This window comes from Bifidobacterium pluvialisilvae (assembly GCF_019331695.1).
GTDB classification, from domain to species: Bacteria; Actinomycetota; Actinomycetes; order Actinomycetales; family Bifidobacteriaceae; genus Galliscardovia; species Galliscardovia pluvialisilvae.
Map to the genome: position 1 here is coordinate 8,695 of NZ_JAHBBI010000012.1, position 24,502 is coordinate 33,196.

The following is a 24,502-nucleotide window of genomic DNA, read 5'->3' on the forward strand; positions in this document are numbered from 1 at the left end:
CACAAGGAACATCATGACCAACGAATTCTTCCTCAGCCGTCTTGCCGACCAGCCGCATGCGCTGGCCTTCGCCGGCCAGTCGACGCCGTGGCCGGTCGCGCTCGCCGACGAACTGCAGAACCCCGCCCTCGACGAGAAGCTGCGCGGACACGCGGCCGCCGCCCAGCGGCTGCTCACGCCCGTATCCGCCGAACTGCTCGCCACCACGGGCCGTCCGGTCGACCTGTTCGGCTTCGAACCGAACCCGGCGCGGCTCGGCGCCGCGGCCGCCGCGCCCGCCAGCGTGCCCGGCATCGCGCTCGCCCAGCTCGGCGCGCTGCTCGACGCCGCCGACCTCGGCTACGACGTGGCCGGAGCGAAGCCCGTGGCCGTGCTCGGCCACTCGCAGGGCATCCTCGCCGTGCACATGGTCAAGGCCATCCAGAAGGCCGGATCCATCGACGCCGCGTTCGACGCCATCGACGAGATCCTCGCCATCGCCACGCTGATTGGCGTGGCCGGCACGCGCCAGGCCCGCAGCAGCGCGCTCGCCAGCCGCAGCGGCGAGGCCACGCCGATGCTCTCCGTCAAGGGCGCCACGCGCGAGCAGATCGACGCGCTCGTGGCCCGCGTGGTCAACCCGCGCGGCCCGATCGCCGTGGCCGTGACCAACTCCGGCAACCACTACGTGCTCTCCGGCTACCCGGAGGACCTCGCCTCCTTCGAGATCGAGGCGGGCAAGGAGCATCGCCACCAGGCCGCGCTGCGCGAGGAGAAGGTGCGCGGCGGCCGCGTGTTCGCGCCCGTGCTCGAATACCTTGATGTGACCCTGCCGTTCCACAGCCCGATCATGGCCGAGGGCGTGGAGCAGGCCGTGGAGTGGGCCGGCCGGTGCGGACTGGATACGGACCGCGCCCGTCTGCTCGCCGCCGAAGTGCTGCTCAACCACGTGGACTGGGCGGCCCGCGTGCGCGAGGCCTTGGAATCCACCGACCCGGGCAAACTGTGGGTCGTGGACTTCGGCCCCGGCACCGTGGTCGGCAAGCTGCTGAGCACCGTGGCCCAGGGCACCGGCGTCGGCGTGGTGGACGCCTCCACCGCGGACGCCCGCGCCGCGCTTTCGACTCTGGAGTCCGAGCCCGCCCGCACCCAGAACTGGACCCGCTATGCGCCGCGCGTGGTCGCCACCCCGGCCGGCCCGAAGGTGCGCACCGCGTTCAGCGACCTGACCGGCAAGCCCCCGGTGCTGCTCGCCGGCATGACCCCTACCACCGTGGAGCCGGAGATCGTGGCCGCGGCCGCGAACGCCGGATACTGGGCCGAGCTCGCCGGCGGCGGCCAGGTGACCGCCGAGGTGTTCGACCGTCACGTCGCCAAGCTCGAGGAGGAGCTCGAGGAGGGGCGCACCGTCGAGTTCAACGCCATGTTCATGGACCGCTACCTGTGGAACCTCCAGTTCGGCTCGCAGCGCATCGTGCCGAAGAAGCGCGCCTCGGGCACGCCGATCGACGGCGTGGTCGTCTCCGCCGGCATCCCCGAGCTCGACGAGGCCAAGGAGCTCATCGAGACGCTCAACGCCGACGGCTTCCCCTACGTGAGCTTCAAGCCCGGCACCGTCGACCAGATCCGCCAGGTCGTGCGCATCGCCAAGGCCGTGGCCCCCACCAAGATCCTCATCGAGGTCGAGGGTGGTGCGGCCGGCGGCCACCACAGCTGGGAGTCCCTGGACGACCTGCTTATGAGCACCTACGCCGAAGTGCGCGAGCAGACGAACCTCGTGCTCGTGGTCGGCGGCGGCGCCGGCACGCCCGAGCGCGCGGCCGACTACATCACCGGCCAGTGGTCCCGCGCCTACGACCTGCCGCTCATGCCGGTCGACGGCGTGCTCGTCGGCACCGCCGCCATGACCGCCAAGGAGGCGCACACCAGCCCGCAGGTCAAGCAGCTGCTCGTCGAGACCCCCGGCATCACCGACGCCGACAAGGATGACGACCCGTTCGCCCCGCTCGGCGAGAAGTGGGTGCCGTCCGGCAAGTCCGTCGGCGGCGTGGCCTCCGGCCTGAGCCACCTGCACGCCGACATCTACGAGGTGGAGAACTCCTCCGCCGTGTGCGGCCGCCTGCTCGTGCGCGTCATGAAGCACCCCGAGGAGCTTGACGAGCGCCGCGACGAGATCATCGCCGCGCTGAACAAGACCGCCAAGCCCTACTTCGGCGACCTCGAGACCATGACCTACTACGCGTGGGCCAAGCGCTTCGCCGACCTTTCGTACCCGTGGGCCGACGAGACCTACGCCGACCGCTTCCTGCACCTGCTGCAGCGCATCGAGGCCCGTGTGCGCGATCAGGAGTCCGGCGAGTTCGAGTCGCTGTTCGCCGGCCGCGACGACGTGCTCGAACCGGCAGCCGCGCTGAAGAGGCTTAAGGACGCCTACCCGCAGTCCGACGAGATCACCGTGGTGCCGAGCGACGTGGCATGGTTCCCCGTGCTCGTGCGCGAATACCCGAAGCCCATGCCGTTCGTGCCGGTCATCGACAACGACCTGCTGCGCTGGTGGGGCCAGGACCAGCTGTGGCAGTCCGAGGACCCGCGCTACTCCGCCGACTCCGTGCGTATCATCCCCGGCCCGATCTCCGTGGCCGCCATCACCACCGTGGACGAGCCGATCGCCAGCATCCTCGGCCGTTTCGAGGCCGCCATGGTCGAACGCGTCAACGAGGCTTCCGCCGACGTCGACGACGCTGCTGCCGACGATGCCGATGCCGCGTTCTCCACGCTCGGCGACTCGACCTCCGCCGAGGAGTTCATTCGCAAGAGCCCGAACATCTCCTGGGTCGGCCATCTCATGGCCAACCCCGCCTACGGCACCAAGGTCGGCGACGAATACTACGAGATCCGCAAGGTCGGCGAGGACGGCCCCGTCGAGAAGTTCGATCTCGACATCCATCTCGACACGTACTGGGACAACGATCCCGACGGCGGCAGGAGCAAGCACGCCGTGCGCGACATCGTCATCCCGCTCAACGTGAACGGCGACGAGACCGGCCTGTTCCCGGTCGTCGACCGCGAGCGCCTGCCCGAGCACGTGTACCGCATGCTGGCCGACACCGCCGGCATCGGCAACACCGCCATCACCGGCGACAAGCTCACCGCCATGCCCGAAATCGAGAAGGTCGCCGACACCGCGACGTATCCGTTCGGCCAGGCCCATGCGACGTACACGCTGAGCGCCAACCTCGGCTTCGACCACGAGGCCGCCACCGGCGGCGCGCTGCCGGCCAGCCTCGTGCCGTCGCGCATCGCGCCCGACGCGCTTGTCGGCCCCGCATGGCCGGCCATCTACGCGGCGCTCGGCTCCGTGTACGTGCATGGCTTCCCGGTCATCGAGGGCCTGCTCAACGCCGTGCACCTCGACCATCTCATCCGTCTCGAGGTCACCGAGGACGAGCTGCTCGCCCACACCGGCGAGACCATCTCGCTGACCAGCTGGGCCGAGGACTACTTCGAGTCCGCGTCCGGCCGCGTCGTCACCATCCACGTGACCCACACTGCCGCCGACGGCACCGTGCTCGCCAACGAGACCGAGCGCTTCGCCATCCGCGGCCGCGCCTACTCCGACGCGCTGCCCGCCGAGGCGCCCGACTTCGGCGGCATCGACGCCGAGACGCTCGACACCCCGCGCCGTCTGCTGCGTCGCGTGAAGGTCGTCGCCCCCGGCGAGATGACCGCGTTCGCCCGCACCTCCGGCGACTTCAACCCCATCCACACGTCGAAGCGCGGCGCCGCCGTCAGCGGCCTCGCCGCCCCACTCGTGCACGGCATGTGGCTCTCCGCCACCGCCCAGCACGCCGTGCAGGCCGTCGACGACAAGGGCGCCCACTACGAGATCGCCGGCTGGACGTACAACATGTACGGCATGGTCCAGCTGAACGACGAGGTGGAGATATCCGTCGAACGCGTGGGCAAGGTGAGCCACGGCGGCATGGTGCTCGAGGTCACCAGCCGCATTGACGGCAACATTGTTTCACGTGGAACGGCCATCGTGCGTGCGCCGAAGTCCGCGTTCGTCTACCCCGGCCAGGGCATCCAGAAGCAGGGCATGGTGCTCGACGAGCGCGCCAAGTCCGCCGCCGCCCGCGACGTGTGGGAGCGCGCCGACAGGCTCACCCGCGCCAAGCTCGGATTCTCGATCCTCGCCGTCGTGCGCGACAACCCGAAGGAGCTCACCGCCAACGGCGTGACCTACCGCCACCCCGACGGCCTGCTCAACCTCACCCAGTTCACGCAGGTGGCGCTCGCCACCGTGGCGTTCGCCCAGACCGCGCGTCTGCGTGAGACCGGCAGCGACATCTGGCCCTCCTACTTCGCCGGCCACTCGCTCGGCGAGTACAACGCGCTTTCCGCGTTCGCCCAGGTGATTCCGCTTGAGACCGTGCTGGAGCTCGTGTTCCACCGCGGCTCGACCATGCACCACCTGATTCCGCGCGACGCCCAGGGACGCTCCAACTACCGTATGGGCGCGCTGCGTCCGAACCAGTTCGGCGTGGACGACGCGCACGTCAAGCAGTATGTGGAGTCCGTGGCCGAGAAGAGCGGCGAGTTCCTGCAGATCGTGAACTACAACCTCGCCGGCCAGCAGTACGCCATCGCCGGCACGATCGCCGGACTCAAGGCCCTGAAGGCCGACGCCGCCCGTCGCGTCGCCGAATACGGCGGCAAGCCGGCGTTCATGCTCGTGCCCGGCATCGACGTGCCGTTCCACTCCACGCTGCTGCGCAAGGGCGTTCCCGAGTTCCGCGACAAGCTCGACGCCCTGCTGCCCCGGCACATCGACTACCGTGGACGCCTCGTCGGCCGGTACATTCCGAACCTCGTGGCCGCGCCGTTCGAGATGACCAAGGAGTTCGCGCGGAAGATCCTCGACGTCGTGCCGTCCGAACGCATCAAGGCCGCGTTGGACGACGACGCCGTATGGCAGTCCTATGCCGAGGATGACCAGAAGCTCGGCCGACTGCTGCTGACCGAACTGCTCTCCTGGCAGTTCGCCTCCCCGGTGCGGTGGATCGAGACCCAGGCGCTGCTCTTCGGCGAGCAGGCCAAGGGCGGCCTCGGCGTGGAGGAGTATGTGGAGGTCGGTCTCGGCAACGCCCCGACGCTCGCGAACCTCGGTGCCAAGACCCTGCGTCTGCCCGACTTCAAGAACCGCAAGGTCACCGTCTACAACGTCGGTCGCGACGAGGGACGTGTGTATATGACGGATTCTGATTCGCTGGTTCCCGAGGAGGAACCCGTGGAGACTCCCGCCGCTTCGCTCCCGCAGGCGGGAGCTGGCGCGGCGAACGCCGCGACTGAGGGTGGTAATGCACCGTCTCAGCCCGCCGCCGCACCCACTGCCCCGGCCCCCGCCGCCGCGGCCGCTCCCGATTCCGCCGTCGACCAGCTCGGCTCCGCCGTCTCCGGCCCCGTCGAGGACCTGCCGTTCAAGGCATCCGACGCCATCGGCGTGCTCATGGCCTACTCCACCAAGATCCGTCTCGACCAGATCGGCGAGAACGACACCACCGACACCCTCACCAACGGCGTCTCCTCCCGCCGCAACCAGCTGCTCATGGACATCAGCTCCGAGCTGGGCGTGGCCAGCGTGGACGGCGCCGCCGAAGCCACGCTGCCGCAGCTCGCGCAGATCGTGAACAAGGTGGCCCCGAACTACAAGCCGTTCGGCCCGGTGCTTTCCGACGCCATCCGCGACCGCATGCGCTCGCTGTTCGGCGCCGCCGGCGTCAAGCCCGCGCACATCCGCGAGCGCGTGACCGGCGTCTGGCAGCTTGGCGAGGGCTGGGTTGCCGCCGTCACCGCCGCATTGCTGCTCGACACCCGCGAGGGCGCCAGCTCCCGCGGCGACGACCTGGCCAAGCTGCCCACCGGCGCCGTGGCCAATGCGGCCGCCGCCGACAAGCTCATCGATGACGCGGTCGTGCTCGTCGGCCAGACCAAGGGCGTGGCCGTCTCCAAGCCGAACGCCGGTGGTTCCGCCGGCGGCGCCGTGGTCGATTCCGCCGCGCTCGACGCCTTCGCCGAAAAGGTGACCGGCGCCAACGGCGTGCTCGCCTCCACCGCCCGCTTCGTGCTGAACGAACTCGGTGTGGCCGCCCCCGTGGCCGAACCCGGCGAGGACGAGAACGCCGCCGTGGTCGAGGCCGTCGACGCCGAACTCGGTTCCGACTGGCCCAAGCAGGTCGAACCCCGCTTCGACGCCAACAAGGCCATCCTGTTCGACGACCGCTGGGCCTCCGCCCGCGAGGACCTCGCCCGCGCGTTCTACAACGGCGACGGTTCCGCGCTCGACGGCTCGTTCCGCGGCCTCGGCCAGGCCGTGGCCGACGAGGCCACATGGTTCGCCGATAGACTGGCCGACCATGCTGTCATCCTGAGCGAAGCCCGTCAGGGCGAAGTCGAAGGATCTGCCGGGAATGATGCCAAGTCCGCCTTCGCCCGCATCGCCAAGGAGGCCCTCGAACCGGCCTCCGACGACGAGACCGCATCCCGCTTCGCGGGCGACGTGGCCGTCGTCACCGGTGTGGCGCCGCGTTCGATCGCCGCGCAGGTGGTCAACGGCCTGCTCGCCGGCGGCGCCACCGTCATCGCCACCTCGCACAGCTTCAAGCCGAGCGTGAAGGCCTGGGCCAAGCAGACCTACCGTGAGCACGCGGCCGGCGACGCGAAGCTGTGGCTCGTGCCCGCGAACCTCTCCAGCTACCGTGACGTCGACGCGCTCGTCGCATGGGTCGGCAACGTGCAGAAGAAGGTCAACGGCGCCACCACGACCATCCTCAAGCCCGCCTACGAGCCGAGCCTGTTCTTCCCGTTCGCGGCCCCGCCGGTGCACGGCACCCTGGCCGACTCGGGCGAACTGTTCGAATCCCAGGCGCGCCTCATGCTCTGGGGCGTCGAACGTGCCATCGCCGGGCTGTCGAAGATCGGCGCCGACACCGACGTGCAGCACAAGCTGCACGTGGTGCTGCCCGGCTCGCCCAACCGCGGCATCTTCGGCGGCGACGGCGCCTACGGCGAGGTCAAGTCCGCCTTCGACGCCATCGTCAACCGCGCCCGTGCCGAAAAGACGTGGTCCGGCCGCGTCACGTTCGCCCATCCGAAGATCGGCTGGGTGCGCGGCACCGGCCTCATGGGCGGCAACGACCCGCTGGTCGCCGTCGTCGAACGCCACGGCATCCACACGTACTCCACCGCCGACATGGCCGTGAAGCTGCTCGACCTCGCCGACGCCAAGGCCCGCGCCAAGGCCGTCGAGGCCCCGCTCGACGTGGACCTCACCGGCGGACTCGGCAACGAGCCCATCGACATCAAGGCCCTGCGCGCCGAGGCCCTCGCCGACGCCGCCGCGGATTCGCTCCCGCTGGCGGGAGCTGGCGCGGCGAACGCCGCGACTGAGGGTGGCAACGACACACCGGCCAAGGGCGCCGCCATCAAGGCCCTGCCCACGCCGCACGTGCCGCATCAGGCCCCGGTCGACCTCGCCGACTGGGCGAACGTCACCGCCAGGCCCGAGGACGAGATCGTCATCGTCTCCATCGGCGAACTCGGACCGTGGGGCTCCGGCCGCACGCGCTTCGAGGCCGAACTCGGCATCCACTCCGACGGCGAGGTCGACCTCTCCGCCGGTGCCGTGCTTGAACTCGCCTGGAACATGGGCCTGCTCACGTGGAACGACAGCCCCAAGCCCGGCTGGTACGACACCGACGGCAACCTCGTGCCCGAGGAGGACATCGCCGAACGCTACCACGACGAGGTCGTGGCCCGCTCCGGCATCCGCCCGTTCGAGGAAGGCATGGGCAGCGACTACAAGGACGGCGCCGACGAGGAGGAGGCCGAGGTCTACCTCGACCACGACGTCACCTTCTCCGTGCCCACCAAAGACATCGCCGACGAATACGTCAAGCTCGACCCGAAGCACACGGACATCACGCCCGACGACGAATCCGGCGAGTGGAACGTCACCCGCCACGCCGGCTCCATGGTCCGCGTGCCGCGTCGCGCCACGATGAGCCGCACCGTCGGCGGCCAGTTCCCCAAGGGCTTCGACCCGCTCAAGTGGGGCATCCCCGCCTCGATGGTCGGCGACGTGGACGAGATCGCGCTGTGGAACATCGTCACCACGGTCGACGCCTACCTCTCCGCCGGCTTCACGCCCACCGAGATCCTGCAGTCCATCCACCCGTCGCAGGTGGCCAGCACGCAGGGCACCGGCTTCGGCGGCATGGCCTCGATGCGCAAGCTCTACCTCGACCGCTTCCTCAACCACGAGATCCCGACCGACATCCTGCAGGAGGCCCTGCCGAACGTCGTCGCAGCCCACGTCATGCAGTCCTACATCGGCGGCTACGGCAACATGATCCAGCCGGTCTCCGCCTGCGCCACCGCCGCGGTGTCGTTGGAGGAGGGCGCCGACAAGATCGCGCTCGGCAAGGCCGACTTCGTCGTCACCGGCGCCATCGACGACATCGGCGTGGAATCGGTCATCGGCTTCGGCAACATGAACGCCACCGCCAACTCGCAGGAGATGTACGACAAGGGCATCGACGCGCGCTTCTTCAGCCGCGCCAACGACCGTCGCCGCGGCGGCTTCCTGGAATCCCAGGGCGGCGGCACGATCCTCCTCACCCGAGGCGACATCGCGCTGAAGCTCGGCCTGCCCGTCGCCGGCGTGGTCGGATTCATCCACAGCTACGCCGACGGCGCGCACACGTCCATCCCGGCACCCGGCCTGGGCGCGCTCGCCGCGGGTCTCGGCGGCAAGGACTCCAAGCTCGTGCACGATCTGGCGAAGCTCGGCGTCACGCCCGACGACATCGCCGTGGTCTCCAAGCACGACACGTCCACCAACGCCAACGATCCGAATGAGTCCGAGCTGCACAACACGCTGGCCCACGCCATCGGCCGCACCGATGGCAACCCGCTGTTCGTGATCTCGCAGAAGACCCTCACCGGCCATGCGAAGGGCGGCGCCTGCATCTTCCAGGTCAACGGCCTCACGCAGCTGTTCAACAGCGGCGTGATCCCGGCCAACGCCTCGCTCGACTGCGTGGACCCGAAGCTGCGTCGCGACGACCACATGGTCTGGCTCACCAAGCCGCTGCACATCGGCAAGGTGAAGGCCGGTCTCGCCACCTCGCTCGGCTTCGGCCACGTCTCCGGCTTCGCGGCGATCGTGAACCCGGGCGCGTTCGAGGCGGCCGTGGCCAACACCGCCGGCGCCGCCGCGCTCGACGAATGGCGCAAGCGCGCCAACGCCCGCCTCGCCGCCGGCCAGCGCCGACTCGAGGAAGGCATGATGGGCCGCGCCGCGCTCTACGAGCCGATCGACAACCGCCGCTTCCGCGAGGACGGCACGAAGCTCGCCGACGGCGGCCGCTACAACGGCCACGAGGTCGAAAAGGCCATGCTCCTCGATCCGGACGCCCGTCTCGGCAAGTCCGGCTATTACGAGGCGTGATGCCTGACCGGGGTCGCGTCCGGATTCCGTGCGCGGCCTTGGCGGCCCCGGTCACACCCCCGGCTCCCTTGGCTCCCCTCTGGAGGGGAGCTGTCGGCGTAGCCGACTGAGGGGAGGCTGACCCGTCAAATAGCCTTCTCTGAATTCCCAATGGCTCCTTTCATCCCCGAAGGGAGCCGAGGGCGTTGCGCATATCGGGAAGGATATTGGATTGTGAAATCGTTCGCGGGCGTCGACTTGCGTGGGCCGCGTTCCCGTGCCATCATATTCAGGTTGCCTGAAGCGAGCAGACCGAGCAGGCCAAACAGGCCAGACGCGAACGAACTCGGCTTCCTGGTCGCGAAGGAAACAGACCGGCGGATTTCCCAAGCGGTCAAAGGGAGCTGACTGTAAATCAGCCGCTTCGTGCTTCAGTGGTTCGAATCCACTATCCGCCACGCCTCGATAGCTCAGTGGTAGAGCACTTCCTTGGTAAGGAAGAGGTCGCGAGTCCGATTCTCGCTCGAGGCTCTCCTAATTTCTATTTCCCGTTTATCTCCCGTTTATGCGCCCTGCGGTATGTGACTGGGTGCGTGTGGCTGTGACAGGGCACACCCGCACCCGGTCACGCTGTTGTATAAACGTTGAAATTGCAACGTTTTTGAAGTTGCGTGACTCGGTGCACCCGCGCCCAGTCACGTTTTACCTACCAAACCCGCACCCGGTCACGTATTACGCACTGAACTTGCACCCGGTCACACTTCCAACCCCGCACAACTCACCCCATCCAACCCACACCCCACCCACCAACCCGCCCATCCACTATGCTGGGAACCATGCTTGCAGGAGAAGTGCGTAACAAGATCGACCGTGTGTGGGATGCGTTCTGGTCGGGCGGCATCTCGAATCCGCTGGAGGTCATCGAACAGATCACGTATCTGCTGTTCCTTCGTCGTCTCGACATGAACCAGCAGCGCGAGGAGAACAAGGCCCGTCGTCTTCGCCGGCCCATCGCCCACCCCATCTACACGGAGTCGCAGCAGGACCTGCGTTGGCACGTGTTCATCGAAACCGATCCGCAGACCATGTACGAGACGGTTTCCGAACGCGTGTTCCCGTTCCTGAGGTCGATGGGCGGCGAGCGTTCGTCGTATGCCGAGCAGATGAAGGATGCGCGCTTCACCATTCCCACGCCCGTGCTGCTGGCCAAGGTCGTGGAGCTGGTCGATGAGATTCCGCTCGACAACACCGATACGAACGGCGACCTGTACGAATACTTGTTGTCGAAGTTGGCGAGTTCCGGCGTCAACGGCCAGTTCCGCACGCCGCGGCATATCATCCATCTGATGGTCGAGATGATGGCTCCCGCGCCCGACGACCGCATCTGTGATCCGGCGTGCGGTACGGCCGGGTTCCTTGTGGCGGCGAGCGAGTACATGCGCGAGCATCATCCGCAGGTGCTGTCCGACCCCGACCTGCGTGCCCGCTATGGCACCGACATGTTCCACGGCTACGATTTCGACCATACGATGCTGCGCATCGGCAGTATGAATCTGATGTTGCATGGCATCGAGAATCCGAACGTGCATTACAAGGATTCGTTGAGTGAGTCCGGCGACGAGGACGAGGGCCGGTATTCGTTGATTCTTGCGAATCCGCCGTTCTCCGGCAGTCTTGATTATGAGACGACGAGCGCGAAGCTGCTGCGTCAGGTGAAGACGAAGAAGACGGAGCTGTTGTTCCTCGCGCATTTCCTCCGTATGCTCCGGCCGGGTGGCCGCGCCGCCGTGATTGTGCCCGAGGGTGTGCTGTTCGGTTCCACGTCCGCGCATAAGAAGTTGCGTAAGGCGTTGGTGGAGGAGCAGAAGCTTGACGCGGTCGTCAAGCTTCCCAGCGGCGTGTTCAAGCCGTATGCCGGCGTGAGCACGGCGATTCTCGTGTTTACGAAAACCGATTCCGGCGGCACCGATGACGTGTGGTTCTACGACGTCCATGCCGATGGGTTCTCGTTGGACGACAAACGCAATCCCGTCGATGCGAATGATCTGCCGGACGTGCTGGCCCGCTGGCCGCATCGTGCCGAGGAGTCGGAGACCGGGCGGCCGCGCACCGCGCAGTCGTTCGTCGTGCCGAAGAAGGAGATCGCCGAACAGGATTACGACCTGAGTCTCAACCGGTACAAGGAGATCGAATACGAGGAGGAGGAGCATCGCGACCCCGCCGAGATCCTCGCCGACATCGACGCCCTGAATGCCGGCATCACGAACGACGTCGCCGCCCTGCGCGACCTGCTCGCGTAGCGTCCGTCGCTGACGTCCAACCGCCGCCACCGTCCAACCGTCCCCGACACCGACGTCCCCGGAACTATTCGATGTCGAACATCTCATCCGCCGAGATGAACATCGTGCCGGGGTCGTTGGCGTATTTTTCCCGGGTTGCCTCGTGCACGGGGTTCTTGGTGAAGAACGCGAGCAGTGTTTCCTTGTATCCGCGAATCAGGCCGATGCGTTCCCGTAATGATTCGATCATGTCGGTTTCGTTGACGTGGTTGCGCCATTTGCATTCGCCGAGCAGCAGCTTTCGGTCGAAGGTGTCCGCGGCCACCACGTCGATGTCGGTCTCCTCGCGTTTCAGGGGATTGTTGCCCCACCATTTGCCGGTCTGCACCGGTAGCAGTGGTATGCGTTCGTCGCGTCCTGCCCGTAGCACCCATTGCAGGCAGATGTTCTCGAATTGCTGGCCGACGTAGGTGGTGAATGGCTCGCTGTTTGCTACGCGTTTCGCTATCATGCCGCCGCTGCCGGTTTCGATGAAGGTGACGTTCGGGGCCACGAACCGGTACCAGTAGGCGAAGAACGGGTCTTTGATGCGCAGTCGTGATTTTCGCGACGTGGGCTTGTCACCGAAGGGGATGATGCGTTCCACGAGTCGTAGGCCCTCCAGTGTTTTGAGATAGAACGGCAGGGAGGTCGTTTCCATGCCGATTCTGTCGGCGATGGTTTTTGGCGTATTGCATCCGTTGCTGATCGCCTGCAGTATGGAATCGTAGATTGCCGGGCTTTTCAGTTCCTCGCGCAGCAGCATCAGCGGTTCTTCGTAGAGGATGCCGGTTTTGGAGAAGCAGAGGTTGGCTATGTTCTGCTCATACGAGAGTCCGGGACGTAGCTGGGCCAGGTAATATGGTGTGCCTCCGAATGTGGCGTAGTATTTCACCAGCTCTTCGGCGGGGTGGCCGTCGAGGAATCGTGCGGCGTCGAAGCAGTCGAATGGTTGGAGGTTGAGTTGGCCGGTCCGGCGTCCGTACAGTGGGCTTTTGCTGCCGAGGACCTCGCGCTCCATGAATCCTTGGTTGCTGCCGGAGAGGATGATCATGGTGTTGGTGCTGTTGAATCCGTGGTCGATGGCGATTTGGAGCATCGAGGGGAGTCCTGGTTCCGCTTCCGCGGCATAGGGGAACTCGTCGAAGACGATGACGGTTTTGCCATCTCCCGCTTCACTGTTTTTCTTGGCGTTTTCCACCAGGAAGTTGATGGCATTGTCCCAGTTGTCGAAGGTCAGTGGCGTGGAGAAGCCGTAGTATTCGGATATCGCTGTGCAGAACGCCTGGAGCACCAGTCGTGAGCTCTGCTGCCGCGCGGTGAAGTATAGGGCTTTCTTGCCGCTCAGGAACCGGTCGATGAGTGATGTCTTTCCTACGCGGCGGCGTCCGTAGAGCACCATCATCTCGAATCGTGTGCTGGCGTACATGGCTTCCAGCGACTGGAGTTCTTCCTGTCTTCCGATGAACATGATGTCCTTTCCCGCGACGACAACAACCAGTGAAAATATTAATATAGATTTTTCAATATTAGAAATTACTAATATAGAGTTTTCAATATTATTTGCGATGGGGGTTGGCGGCGTTCCGTTCCTGTTTGTTGCGGAGGATGCGACGGATGGGAAATGTGTGGGATGCTGGGTTCCTGTTTGTTGTGGCGCGTATGACGGATGGGAACTGTGCCGTCGTTTGGGTTCCTGTTCGTCGTGATGTGTATGGCGGATGGGAACCGTGGATTCGCTGATTCGTCCCGCCCGCTACAGTGGGGACCATGACACACGACGATGGAATTGACGCGGCACAGGCGACGAAGCCGGCTCCCTCCAACGAGGGAGCTGTCGAGCGCAGCGAGACTGAGGGTGGCCGGATTCCTATGGTGAAGCTGGGGGATGTGGCGACTATACGTCGTGATGTTGTCGATCCGGGCGAAGTCGATGTGACGACTGCGTATCTTGGGCTGGAGGATATCGAACGCGGTGGTCGTATACTGCAATATCGTCATGTTGTCGATTCAGGATTGACCAGTTCCAAGTTCGCGTTTTCCAAGACCGATTTGCTATACGGCAAGCTTCGTCCGAATCTTGGCAAGATCGCGAAGCCTGAGCGTGACGGAATCTGCAGCACTGATATTCTTCCGATTGTTCCCGGAGAATCGCTGCATAGGGATTTTCTGGGATATTATCTTTCTCAGCCTAAGATGGTTGCGTTTGCTGCCTCCCGAACGAGTGGGGCGAATCTGCCGAGAATTAGTCCAAAGACCCTGCTCCAGATTCCCGTTCCCCTCCCGCCGCTTTCTGAGCAGAGGCGTATCGTCGCCATCCTCGACCGCGCCGACGCCATCCGCACCAAGCGTCGTCAGGTGCTGGATGCGTTGGATGAGCTGCCGCGCTCGCTGTTCGCCGAGATGTTCGGGGATCCGGTTTTGAATCCGAAAGGATGGAATTGCAGCCCTCTGTCGAACTTAGGTGCGTTCAAGAACGGGTTGAACTTCGGCAAAGGGGAAACCGGTTGCGAATTGAAAGTTATCGGAGTCGGGGATTTTGGCTCCCGTTTTAGTCTGAATACCTTCGATGATATTGCCTTGGTTTCGATGAATGCCATGCCTAGTCAGGAATATCTGTTGAAGGACGGCGATATTCTGTTTGTTCGTTCCAACGGTAATAAAGCACTTGTTGGAAGAAGTCTTTTAGTATATCCGGGCGAGGAACGTGTGTCGTATGGTGGTTTCTGTATTAGGTTCCGTTTGAATAGCGAAGATAGGCTGTTGCCGTTGTACTTGAATGCTGTGTTGCAGTCGAAGTCTGTTCGGCAACACGTGCTCGGTCGCGGTCGAGGATCGAATATTGCGAATCTGAATCAAAAAATGTTGCAGCCGGTACGCATCCCTCTTCCGCCCCTCTCCCTTCAGCATGAGTTCGCGGAGAAGGTTGCCGCCATCGAGGATGCGCGCAGGAAGGTCGAGCGGGCGCTGGAGCTGGATGAGGAGTTGTTTGGCTCCTTGCAGTCGCGCGTGTTTCGGGGTGGAATCTGAGGCGGTGGTGTCTCTCCCTCCGTCACGGCTTCGCCGTGCCACCTCCCTCGTCAGAGGGAGGCAAGTGGATGAGGCGGTCGCGTGTGTTTCGGGGTGGTTGCTGAGGTGGTGGTGTCTCTCCCTCCGTCACGGCTTCGCCGTGCCACCTCCCTCGTCAGAGGGAGGCAAGTGGGTGAGGCGGTCGCGTGTGTTTCGGGGTGGAATCTGAGGTGGTGGTGTCTCTCCCTCCGTCACGGCTTCGCCGTGACACCTCCCTCGTCAGAGGGAGGCAAGTGGGTGAGGCGGTCGCGTGTGTTTCGGGGTGGAATCTGAGGTGGTGGTGTCTCTCCCTCCGTCACGGCTTCGCCGTGCCACCTCCCTCGTCAGAGGGAGGCAAGTGGGTGAGGCAGTCGAGCGTGTTTCGGGGTGGAATCTGAGGCGGTGGTGTCTCTCCCTCCGTCACGGCTTCGCCGTGCCACCTCCCTCGCCAGAGGGAGGCAAGTGGGTGAGGCAGTCGAGCGTGTTTCGGGGTGGTTGCTGAGGCGGTGTCGTCTCTCCCGTTCTACCCATGCTTTTGGCTGCGCAGGTATTCGCGTAGGAACGGAATCGCAAAGTCCACCTGTCCCCGCGCCGGCGATGTGATGATGTGTTCGCCAATCAGACGCTGGCGGTAGATGTTCGCATAATCCATGCTTTCTCCCATACGCTGCGCGACATCTGATGTGGCGGATGGCCCATCGTCGACCGCCATGGCATTCAGATAATCGAGGGCGCGTTCGGAAAGCTGCTTGACGACGGGTGCGCACGCTCCTTCGCCGAGCTTGGCCCGGGCCTGCTCCACTCCGCTATGTACATCGTCCACCGTAATGACGTTGCTCGGGCCATCCTGTCTTCTGCGTGCATGACGCCACATGTGATAGCCGACCAACTGAATCATATACGGGTACCCGCCAGTCGCTTCGGTGGCGATATCCAATGCCTCATCGTCAATGCCGATTCCGGCTCCATGAATCGTCGAGGAGAACGCCTCCCGTACCTCCTGCAACGGCACATCGCCCAGCTCCTTGATGGAGGCGCGGCGCAGGAACGTCAATACCTTGGCGTTCAACAGGTCGGAAATCAGTGAGGGAAGCCCCGCGAACACAAAAGCGACCTCGGCATTCTCCCGCAGCATATGCTGGGCCGCCGTTGCCAATGCGGTCATGTCTTCGATTGAAGCGTCCTGCGTCTCATCAAGCGTGATCAGCAGCCCCTTCCCCTTGCCGAGAGCATGCAGTCTGGCCGTCATGGCGTCGCGCAGTGTGGAAGGCCGCAGAGCCGGAGCGATGCTGAATTCGCCGAGACTCGCCCCCATGACCGATGGTTTGAAAGAAACCCCGGAAATCCGACTCGGCTCCGGGGCGATACGTGAGATAAGCCGATCCGTCAGCCCCTCGGATGCTGTTTCGTCAATGACCATCCAGCGATGCTTCGACGCCATTTTGCCGAGCTCGGTAAGCATCACCGTCTTACCGCTGCCTCGCGGCCCGGTGATTAGCATAAGCCGGTCAGGGGCTCCGGGGCCGTCACTGAGCCCCTCATCGAAATCGGCAACGACCGATTCCCTTCCGATTAACACCGGCGGCATGACTCCGGCGGTGGGTTTGAATGGATTCGCAGGGAAAATCATGGGCCACCTCTTTGCTATGCAATCCGAGCAGAAGATTTTTCCCTTGATGATATCCATCAAATAGAACAAATAGAAAATCTATAGAAAAACATATTTGCTGTCGGAAATGTCCGATAATCCCATATATTGCAAGGAAAATAATGGTATTCGCGATGACTGTATAGAACAAATAGAACAACGTGCATATGGGGGAGATTCGTCATCGAACGTGGGTATAGTGCGACGTAACGGCTCCAGCGAGGGAGGAAGGCAATGGGGAACTTCGATTTCGTACGGGAAGTGTTTCCAGGCACGGACATCATCAACAACTGTGAGAGTGCAGAATCATATCTTATGTCCGATCCGGTGACCTCCTGCTTCTACGATCGCCGTGCCATCGAGGCCCTGGTGGAATACCTGTATTACGATGTGCTCGGCTTGCGCCGTCCGTATGGTAGCGACAATCTCAACGCGCTACTCAACGAGTCGGGTTTCAAATGTCGCGTCGACCCCTCCATTTGGGAGAAATTCGATACCGTCAGGCGCGTCGGCAACAGGGCCGCACACGACGGCAAACCGAATATCAGCGCGAAGAAGGCGCAGGACGTCATCGAAGACCTCTATCTCGTAATGATCTGGGCCGGTTATAACATGACCGCGCATTACGACAAGGTGCCGATGGGCACCCGGTTCGATGTGAAGCTTGCCAAACAGGCAATGGCGCTGAATCCCGATCAATTCAAAACCCTGCTGGTCAACACGCAAAAGAAATTCAATGAGCATCGCAAGGCCATCGAGGAGCGCGAACGACTCATCGAGGCCAAGGACGAGGCCATCGCCGAGCAACTGGCCGAGCTCAAACGGCTGCGCGAGCAGATCAAACAGGCACAGGCCGCCGCCCCCGCCGACACGCACGACTACACGTATAACGAAGCGGCGACGCGGGCGCTGCTCATCGACGAACTGCTCGCCGAACAAGGCTGGCGGCTTGGCGACAACAATCGCGAATTCAAGATCACCGGTCTGCCGAAGACGCCGCAACGGCCCTCCGGCATCGGCTACGCCGACTACGTGCTGTGGGACGACGACGGACTGCCACTCGCCGTCGTGGAAGCCAAGAAGTCGGCGACCAGTGTGGAGGTCGGCCTGCGTCAGGCGCGCGAATACGCCGACGGACTGGAGAAGATGACCGGCCAGCGTCCGGTGATCTTCGCATCCAACGGCTACGAAACGAAGATCTGGGACGACGCCGCCGGATACCCCGAACGCAGCGTGGCCGGATTCTACCGGAAGAACGAACTGCGGCGGCTCATCCAACGGCGTACCGACGCCCGACGACTCATCGACGAATCGCCCAACACCGCCATTGCCGGCCGACCATACCAGCTCGAAGCCATCGCTAAGGTGGACGAGGCGTTCGACGAACGCCATCGTGCCGCACTGCTGGTCATGGCCACCGGCACCGGCAAAACCCGCGTGACCATCGCGCTCATCGACCAACTGATGAAGGCCGGATGGGTGAAAAACGTGTTGTTCCTCGCCGACCGCCGGGCGCTGGTCAATCAGGCGGCGAAGGCGTTCCGCGACCCGAAAAGCGGTCTTGGCGCCTCCACGCCCATCGTCAACCTGTTGAACGATCCCGACGCGACCGGACGCATCTACCTGAGCACATATCCGACCATGATGAACCTCGTCAACGCACGGCGGCGGGGAAGCGGCGGCGCGGGGGACGGCGTCGACGACGACTTCGGCGAACTGAAATTCGGTCCCGGATTCTTCGACCTCATCGTCATCGACGAGGCGCACCGTTCCGTCTACGCAAAATACGGATTCCTGTTCGACTACTTCGACTCGCTGCTGGTGGGACTCACCGCCACGCCGAAAAACGAAGTGGATCGCAACACGTATCGGCTGTTCAATCTCGAATACGACGAGCGCAAAGGCGGCGTGCCCACCGCCGCATATTCGCTCGACGAGGCCGTACGCGACGGCTATCTCGTACCGGCCCGCGGCGTCCAGGTCAGCACCGGATTCATACATGATGGAATATCATATGAATTGCTTTCCGACGAGGAGAAACTCGAATGGGAGGAGCAGGACTGGAACGAGGACGGTGACGTGCCCGACTCGGTGAGCGCCGGCGACATCAACCGGTTCCTGTTCAACGACGACACCATCGACAAGGTGCTCAAGACGGTCATGGAGAACGGCATCAAGGTCGACGACGGCAATGCGCTCGGCAAGACCATCATCTTCGCGCGCAACCAACGTCACGCCGAAGTCATCAAGGCGCGGTTCGACGCGAACTGGCCGGAATACGGCGGCACATTCGCGCAGATCATCACCCACCAGACGCGCAACGCGCAGCAACTCATCGACGACTTCTCCGAGGCGGACAAAAGGGAACCGCAGATCGCCATCAGCGTCGACATGCTCGACACCGGCATCGACGTGCCCGAAGTCGTGAACCTCGTGTTCTTCAAACCGGTGATGAGCAAAACCAAATACTGGCAGATGATCGGCCGCGGCACCAGACTGTGCCCGGGACTGTTCGGGCCGGCGGGGGAGCCGGGCTCCGACAAAACCGAGTTCCGCGTGTTCGACTGCTGCGGGAACTTCGAATTCTTCAACGAGAACCCACCCGAAGCCTCGACACGGCAGAGCATGTCGCTCAACGAACGGCTGTTCCGACTGCGGGTCGGGCTCGTGGAGACGATGGACGCGGCCCGGCGGGGTGCGGGCGGTACTGCGGGTGCTGGCGGTGCGGGTGACGCTGGTGCTGGTGGCGGCGATGCCGATGATGGCGGTGCGGGTGACGCTGCCGTGGCGGACCTCGACGACGACATCCGCGAGTATCGCGCCGCATTGGCGAGGTCGCTCGGCGGATACGTCGCCGGCATGGACGCGCGATCCAACGTGCTGGTGCGGCCGCATCGGCAGGTCGTCGAAGAAATCAACGGCGGCGGTGGTGCTGCTACGGACGGTGGCGGCGCGGATGGCGCTCGCGGCGCGGCTGGTGGTATGGCTGGCGGCGCGGATGGCTCCTGGTGGGACGACGTCACGCCTGCCAAGGCCGCCAAGGTCGTCACCCTGGCCGGGCTGCCGTCGAGTTTCCGACTCGACGATGAGGGCGCGGGCGTCGACGGGGGCGGCATGGCGTTGTCGTCGGTCGCCAAACTGCCGGCGAAACGATTCGACGAACTCATGCTGCGCTACGAACTGGGCGTGCTGCTGGCCGAAAACCAGAAACGCGGCATCGGAACGTCCCCCGACGCAGCTCCCGGCGCCGATGGCGACGACCTCGGCATCGGACTGCCGCAACACAACCTCCTTTCGGTCAAGAACGCGGTGCGAGACATCGTCACCGAACTCATGTCGCCGAAGAACCGCGCCATTCCGTCGGTTCAGGCACAGTCCGAACTGCTGGAGGCCGTGGCCGGTGAGGACTGGTGGCAGGACGTCACCGTGCCCATGCTCGAACACGCGCGCAAATCGTTGCGCGGCATCGCCCACTATGCGGCGGCGTCGAAACGCAACATCGTGCACACGGATTTCGAAGACACGTTGGATGAAGTGCGTGAAGTGGAGATTGTGCGCGGCGGCGACGTCGCCGACGTGGACTACCGGCGATTCCGCGAACGCGCCCTGGCGTTCCTGCGTTCGGAGGAAGGGGAGTCCGGCGCCGCCGACGTATTGCGACGCGTACGTTCCGGCGCCCAGCTGACGCAACATGACCTGGACGATCTCGGCAGGATGTTCGTGGAGCATGGCGTCGGCAGCGAGGACGACATCGCCGCCGCCGGCAGCAAGGCCAAGGAGGACTGCCATGTTGACGACGACGGCGACCATGGCACCGAGATCGACGGCTTCGGACTGTTCCTGCGCTCGCTGGTCGGACTCGACCCGGCCGCCGTGCAGCAGGTGTTCGCAAGGTTCCTCGACGGCAAGCGGTACAGTGCGCGGCAGATCGAGTTCGTGAACGCCATCGTGCGCGAGCTCACCGCCAAGGGCGTGATGGACGGGTCGAGACTCTACGAGCAGCCGTTCGTCGACCTCGCGGCGGGCGGACCCGACGACCTGTTCGTGGAAAGCGACCTCGACGACATGTTCGCGATCCTCGACGGCGTGACGCAGTCGGCCATTCCGCTGCGTAAGGCCGCGTGATCGTGACGGATGGCGTCGCGATGGACGACGTCGCTATGGACGACGTTGCAAAAATACGATTGTGCGGCGTCGTCCATCATCATTAATCGTTCGTCTTCTTGGGAACGTTGGAATCATGCGGTTTCTGATGTTGGGGATATGAATTTTCCGTGGATTGCGCCGTGTTTTCGTCGAAAATCGGCGTCGTCCATCGTTGCGTTATCAATTCCCTATCCGATGTGAGCGTTACCCCTTATGCGACACGGTTGCGAATCGGTGCGATACGGCATGGGTGCGATACGATGGTGAATGCATTCACGTTGAATCGCGGGCATCATGACCCAGGCACCTGATGAAACGAAGGAGTTTCCCATGCCGAAGGAGAAGAAGACAGGGAAGAGGACCGTCGCACGGACCACGCGCGTCACACCGACCAATACCACCGCAACGACGACACCGGCAAAACCCGCCACGACGGCCTCCGATGCCGTCTTCCGCAAGCGTCTCGCCGGTCATGCCGCCGAACTCGAACGCCTGTTCCGCGAACTCTACGGCGACAGTCCCGCCATCGACGACCTCAAGAACGCCATGGCCGAGGCATACGCCGCCCGCCCTGACGACCTCAAGGAGCTCGACGCCAGACGCGAGGCCGACCCCGACTGGTACAAGCGCGGCAACATGTTCGGCATGACCCTCTACACGGACCTGTTCGCCGGCGACCTGAAGAAGCTCGCCGACCGCGTGCCCTACCTCGAAGAGCAGAAGCTCACCTATCTGCACCTCATGCCGCTGCTGCAGATGCCGCACCCACAGAACGACGGCGGCTACGCGGTCGAGGACTTCGACAACGTCGACCCCACGCTCGGCACCAACGAGGACCTCGCCGCACTCACCGCCAAGCTGCGCAAGGCCGGCATCAGCCTCTGCCTCGACTTCGTGATGAACCACACCGCGTCGAGCCACCGCTGGGCCAAGGCGGCACAGGCCGGCGACCCCGAATACCAGGACTACTACTTCTGCTACGACGACCGCACCATCCCCGACCAGTACGACGCCGTCGTGCCGCAGGTGTTCCCCGGCACCGCGCCCGGCAACTTCAGCTGGAACGCGCAGATGGGCAAGTGGGTCATGACCCAGTTCTACCCGTTCCAGTGGGACCTCAACTACCGCAACCCCAAGGTGCTTGTCGCCATGCTCTCCAGCGCGCTGCATCTCGCCAACCTCGGCGTGGAGGTGCTGCGCATAGACGCCGTGCCCTACATCTGGAAGGTGCTCGGCACCAACTGTCGTAATTTGCCGCAGGTACACACCATCGTGCGCATGCTGCGCATCGCCCTCGAATGCGTGTGCCCGGCCGTCGTGCTCAAGGGCGAGGTGGTCATGGCGCCCAAGGAGCTCGCCGCCTACTTCGGCACCGAAGAGGCCCCCGAATGCCACATGCTGTACAACGTGTCGATCATGGTGAACCTGTGGAGCGCGCTCGCCAGCCAGGACACGCGCCTGCTCAAGACCCAGATCGACAAGCTCAACGCCCTGCCCGAGAACTGCTGGTTCGTCAACTACCTGCGCTGCCACGACGACATCGGCTGGGGGCTCGACGAGGACGTGGAGGAGGAGCTCGGCATCGACCCGCTCAAGCACAAGGAATTCCTCTACCACTTCTACGAGGGCTGCGTGCCCGGCAGCTGGGCCATGGGCGAGCTCTACAACTACGACCCCGCCACCAAGGACGCGCGCAGCTGCGGCACCACCGCCAGCCTGTGCGGCGTGGAGAAGGCGCTCATCACCCACGACCGGCCGTCGTACGAGCGCGCCCTCGAACGCGACCTGCTCATGCATCGCGCCATGGCGTTCCTGCGCGGCTTCCCCATGCTCAACTGCGGCGACGAGATCGGCCAGCTCAACGGCTGGGACTACAAGGAGGACTCCGCCCGCGTGGAGGACAGCCGCAACCTGCACCGCAGCAGGTTCAATTGGGAGAAGGCCGCGTTGCGCAAGGAACCCGGCACGTTGCAGAACCGCCTGTGGGAAGGCATGGAGGGCCTGCGCGAGATGCGCGACGACCCGTGCTTCGCGCCCGACGCCTGGACGAGCACATGGGACACGCATAACAACGCCGTGCTCGCCGTGATTCGCAAGCATGAGGACAAGGTGCTCATCGGCCTGTTCAACTTCTCCGGATTCGAGCAGACCGCCTACCTCGACGGCTACGACGGTGTGATCGCCCAGGTCTCCGCCGACCTCAAGCCCTACGAGGCCAAGCTCATCAGACTGTAGGTTGTTAGGTTCACTCATTTCCGATGGCCGCCAGGCTCCTCAGGAGCCGGGCGGCCCCTTTTCGTCATCTTGAGTGGTCGTCCCTTTCCTTTCGTCATCTTGAGTGGCCGTCCCTTTCCTTCTGTCATCTTGAGTGGCTGTCCCTTTCCTTCTGTCATCTTGAGTGGCTGTCCCTTTCCTTCTGTCATCCTGAGTGGCTGTCCCTTTCCTTCTGTCATCCTGAGCGAGCGAAGCGAGTCGAAGGATCTAATGAGTCGAAGGATCTCCTGACGTCCTGAGATCCTTCGACTCCGGGCTTCGCCCTCCGCTCAGGATGACATGAGCAGGTGATGTGCACCGTCCTTCGCTCAGGATGACAGTGGGCGAGGGGTCTGATGTCTGCTCCCGCTCCATCCCAATGGGCTCCCCTCATAATTGAGGGGAGCTGACCGCCGTAGGCGGTCTGAGGGGAGTTGAATCTGAAGGCTGTGTGGCGCACACCTCCCCTCAGTCGGCTGCGCGTCGCATAAGACGTCGGGAGCTGTCATGCTCCGCATGATTGGGGGGCTGAGTTGGTGGTGGCCTCCCCGAACATCACCGTAGCCCTGTAGTCGCCTCTGGCGTCCGTCATTTCGCTTCGCGATGTTCACCTATCTCCATCTTCTGGAGTGATTGGGTGCCTTGGCGGTACCTATCTTCGACTTCTGGGGTGTGTACATGCGGAATCCGAAGTATGCTCGTTGCAATTCCGCCGGACATACTCCGGATTGCGCTGATTGTTGCCCCAGAAGTTGCAGATAGGTGTCCGCGGCCTCTTCGAATCACCCCGGAAAATGGAGATGGCCCGACGGATGGGACGGTTCCCGCCGTGCACAGCGCAAGAGGGGCCGGCAAGGCGATGGTTGGCCTCCGGCTGGTGCGACGCCTGGCGACTGGGTGCGCCACCTGCCGTCATATGATATTGACGAGCCTCGCCTGCAGCACACAAGAAAGGAGACGGTGCATGCCGATACTGGGACTGGGCCACGACGTGGTGGACATAGCCGCATTCGCCGAGCAGTTGGCCGAGCCCGGCTCCCGTATGCGCCGGCTGTTCTCACCGCGCGAACTGCGGCAGGCCGCCATGCGCGCCCGCACCAAGCACGACGCCGAATCCGCGCATCTCGCCGTGCGGTGGGCCGGCAAGGAAGCCGTGCTCAAGGCGTGGGGCGAGGCGCTCGCCGACCGTCCGGCCCCCTACACAATCGACGATTTCCCGTGGAATGGCATCGAGATCCTCGATGATTCGCGCGGCCGGCCGAGCGTGACGCTCCGCGCCGATGTCGACCGAACGCTGCACGAGTCGCTCGCCGAGGCCGCATCACCGTCCCATCCATCGCCAGCGTGGCATGTCTCGCTCAGCCATGACGGGCCCGTCGCCTCCGCCGTCGTCCTGCTGGTCCACGGTTGACTGTTGGCGTGATGGACTGTGACGTGGTTGGCTACGGCCACCGTTGCCGGGTCTTGCACGGGCATTCGCGAGACTCCGTCACCCCCGCCTCGTCGCTGTTTGCCGGTGTTTCCGCGTGGGATAAGCGGCGATGGAAAACGCAACATTATGAACATCGGTGCCGGCTATGTTCATTTTTGTTAGCATGGGCCGTCGGGGGCAAACGAAGT

The 24,502-nt window shown here is 64.0% G+C and carries 8 protein-coding genes and 2 tRNA genes; 8 read left to right on the forward strand and 2 right to left on the reverse strand.

From position 1 onward, the window contains the following. The first annotated feature begins 13 nt into the window (after positions 1–13). From KIH77_RS09220 to KIH77_RS09235, 4 genes are all read left to right on the forward strand, one after another. Positions 14–9,490, forward strand: a complete 9,477-nt coding sequence (locus tag KIH77_RS09220) for a type I polyketide synthase (RefSeq protein ID WP_219101209.1) — start codon at positions 14–16, stop codon at positions 9,488–9,490. A gap of 355 nt (positions 9,491–9,845) precedes the next feature. Further along, a tRNA-Tyr gene (locus KIH77_RS09225) sits at positions 9,846–9,927 on the forward strand. A gap of 1 nt (position 9,928) precedes the next feature. After that, positions 9,929–10,000, forward strand: a tRNA-Thr gene (locus KIH77_RS09230). A 305-nt stretch (positions 10,001–10,305) separates the two neighbouring features. Then, on the forward strand, positions 10,306–11,769 hold the full coding sequence (locus KIH77_RS09235) for a type I restriction-modification system subunit M (protein WP_219101211.1): 1,464 nt from the start codon (positions 10,306–10,308) through the stop codon (positions 11,767–11,769). Between the two features lie 64 nt (positions 11,770–11,833). Here the strand turns inward: KIH77_RS09235 and KIH77_RS09240 are convergent, their stop codons facing one another. Then, on the reverse strand, positions 11,834–13,258 hold the full coding sequence (locus KIH77_RS09240) for an ATP-binding protein (RefSeq protein ID WP_219101213.1): 1,425 nt from the start codon (positions 13,256–13,258) through the stop codon (positions 11,834–11,836). Between the two features lie 299 nt (positions 13,259–13,557). On the opposite strand from KIH77_RS09240, the gene KIH77_RS09245 reads away from it, so the two are divergent. After that, complete coding sequence (locus KIH77_RS09245) at positions 13,558–14,817, forward strand: restriction endonuclease subunit S (RefSeq protein WP_219101215.1); 1,260 nt, start codon at positions 13,558–13,560, stop codon at positions 14,815–14,817. A gap of 541 nt (positions 14,818–15,358) precedes the next feature. Here the strand turns inward: KIH77_RS09245 and KIH77_RS09250 are convergent. Further along, a complete protein-coding gene (locus KIH77_RS09250; protein WP_236024607.1) occupies positions 15,359–16,522 on the reverse strand; it encodes a DUF8462 domain-containing protein in 1,164 nt (387 codons plus the stop codon). 276 nt (positions 16,523–16,798) lie between these two features. On the opposite strand from KIH77_RS09250, the gene KIH77_RS09255 reads away from it, so the two are divergent. The 3 genes from KIH77_RS09255 (at position 16,799) to KIH77_RS09265 (ending at position 24,293) form a co-directional block, all read left to right on the forward strand. Then, entirely contained in the window at positions 16,799–20,608 is a 3,810-nt protein-coding gene (locus KIH77_RS09255) for a DEAD/DEAH box helicase family protein (protein WP_219101217.1), read from the forward strand. 351 nt (positions 20,609–20,959) lie between these two features. Next, positions 20,960–22,864, forward strand: coding sequence for an alpha-amylase family protein (locus KIH77_RS09260; protein ID WP_236024608.1), 1,905 nt, complete (start codon positions 20,960–20,962; stop codon positions 22,862–22,864). A 982-nt stretch (positions 22,865–23,846) separates the two neighbouring features. After that, positions 23,847–24,293 carry a holo-ACP synthase gene (locus tag KIH77_RS09265; RefSeq protein ID WP_219101221.1) on the forward strand — a complete coding sequence of 149 codons (447 nt, stop codon included), beginning with the start codon at positions 23,847–23,849 and terminating at the stop codon, positions 24,291–24,293. Positions 24,294–24,502: the final 209 nt, after the last annotated feature.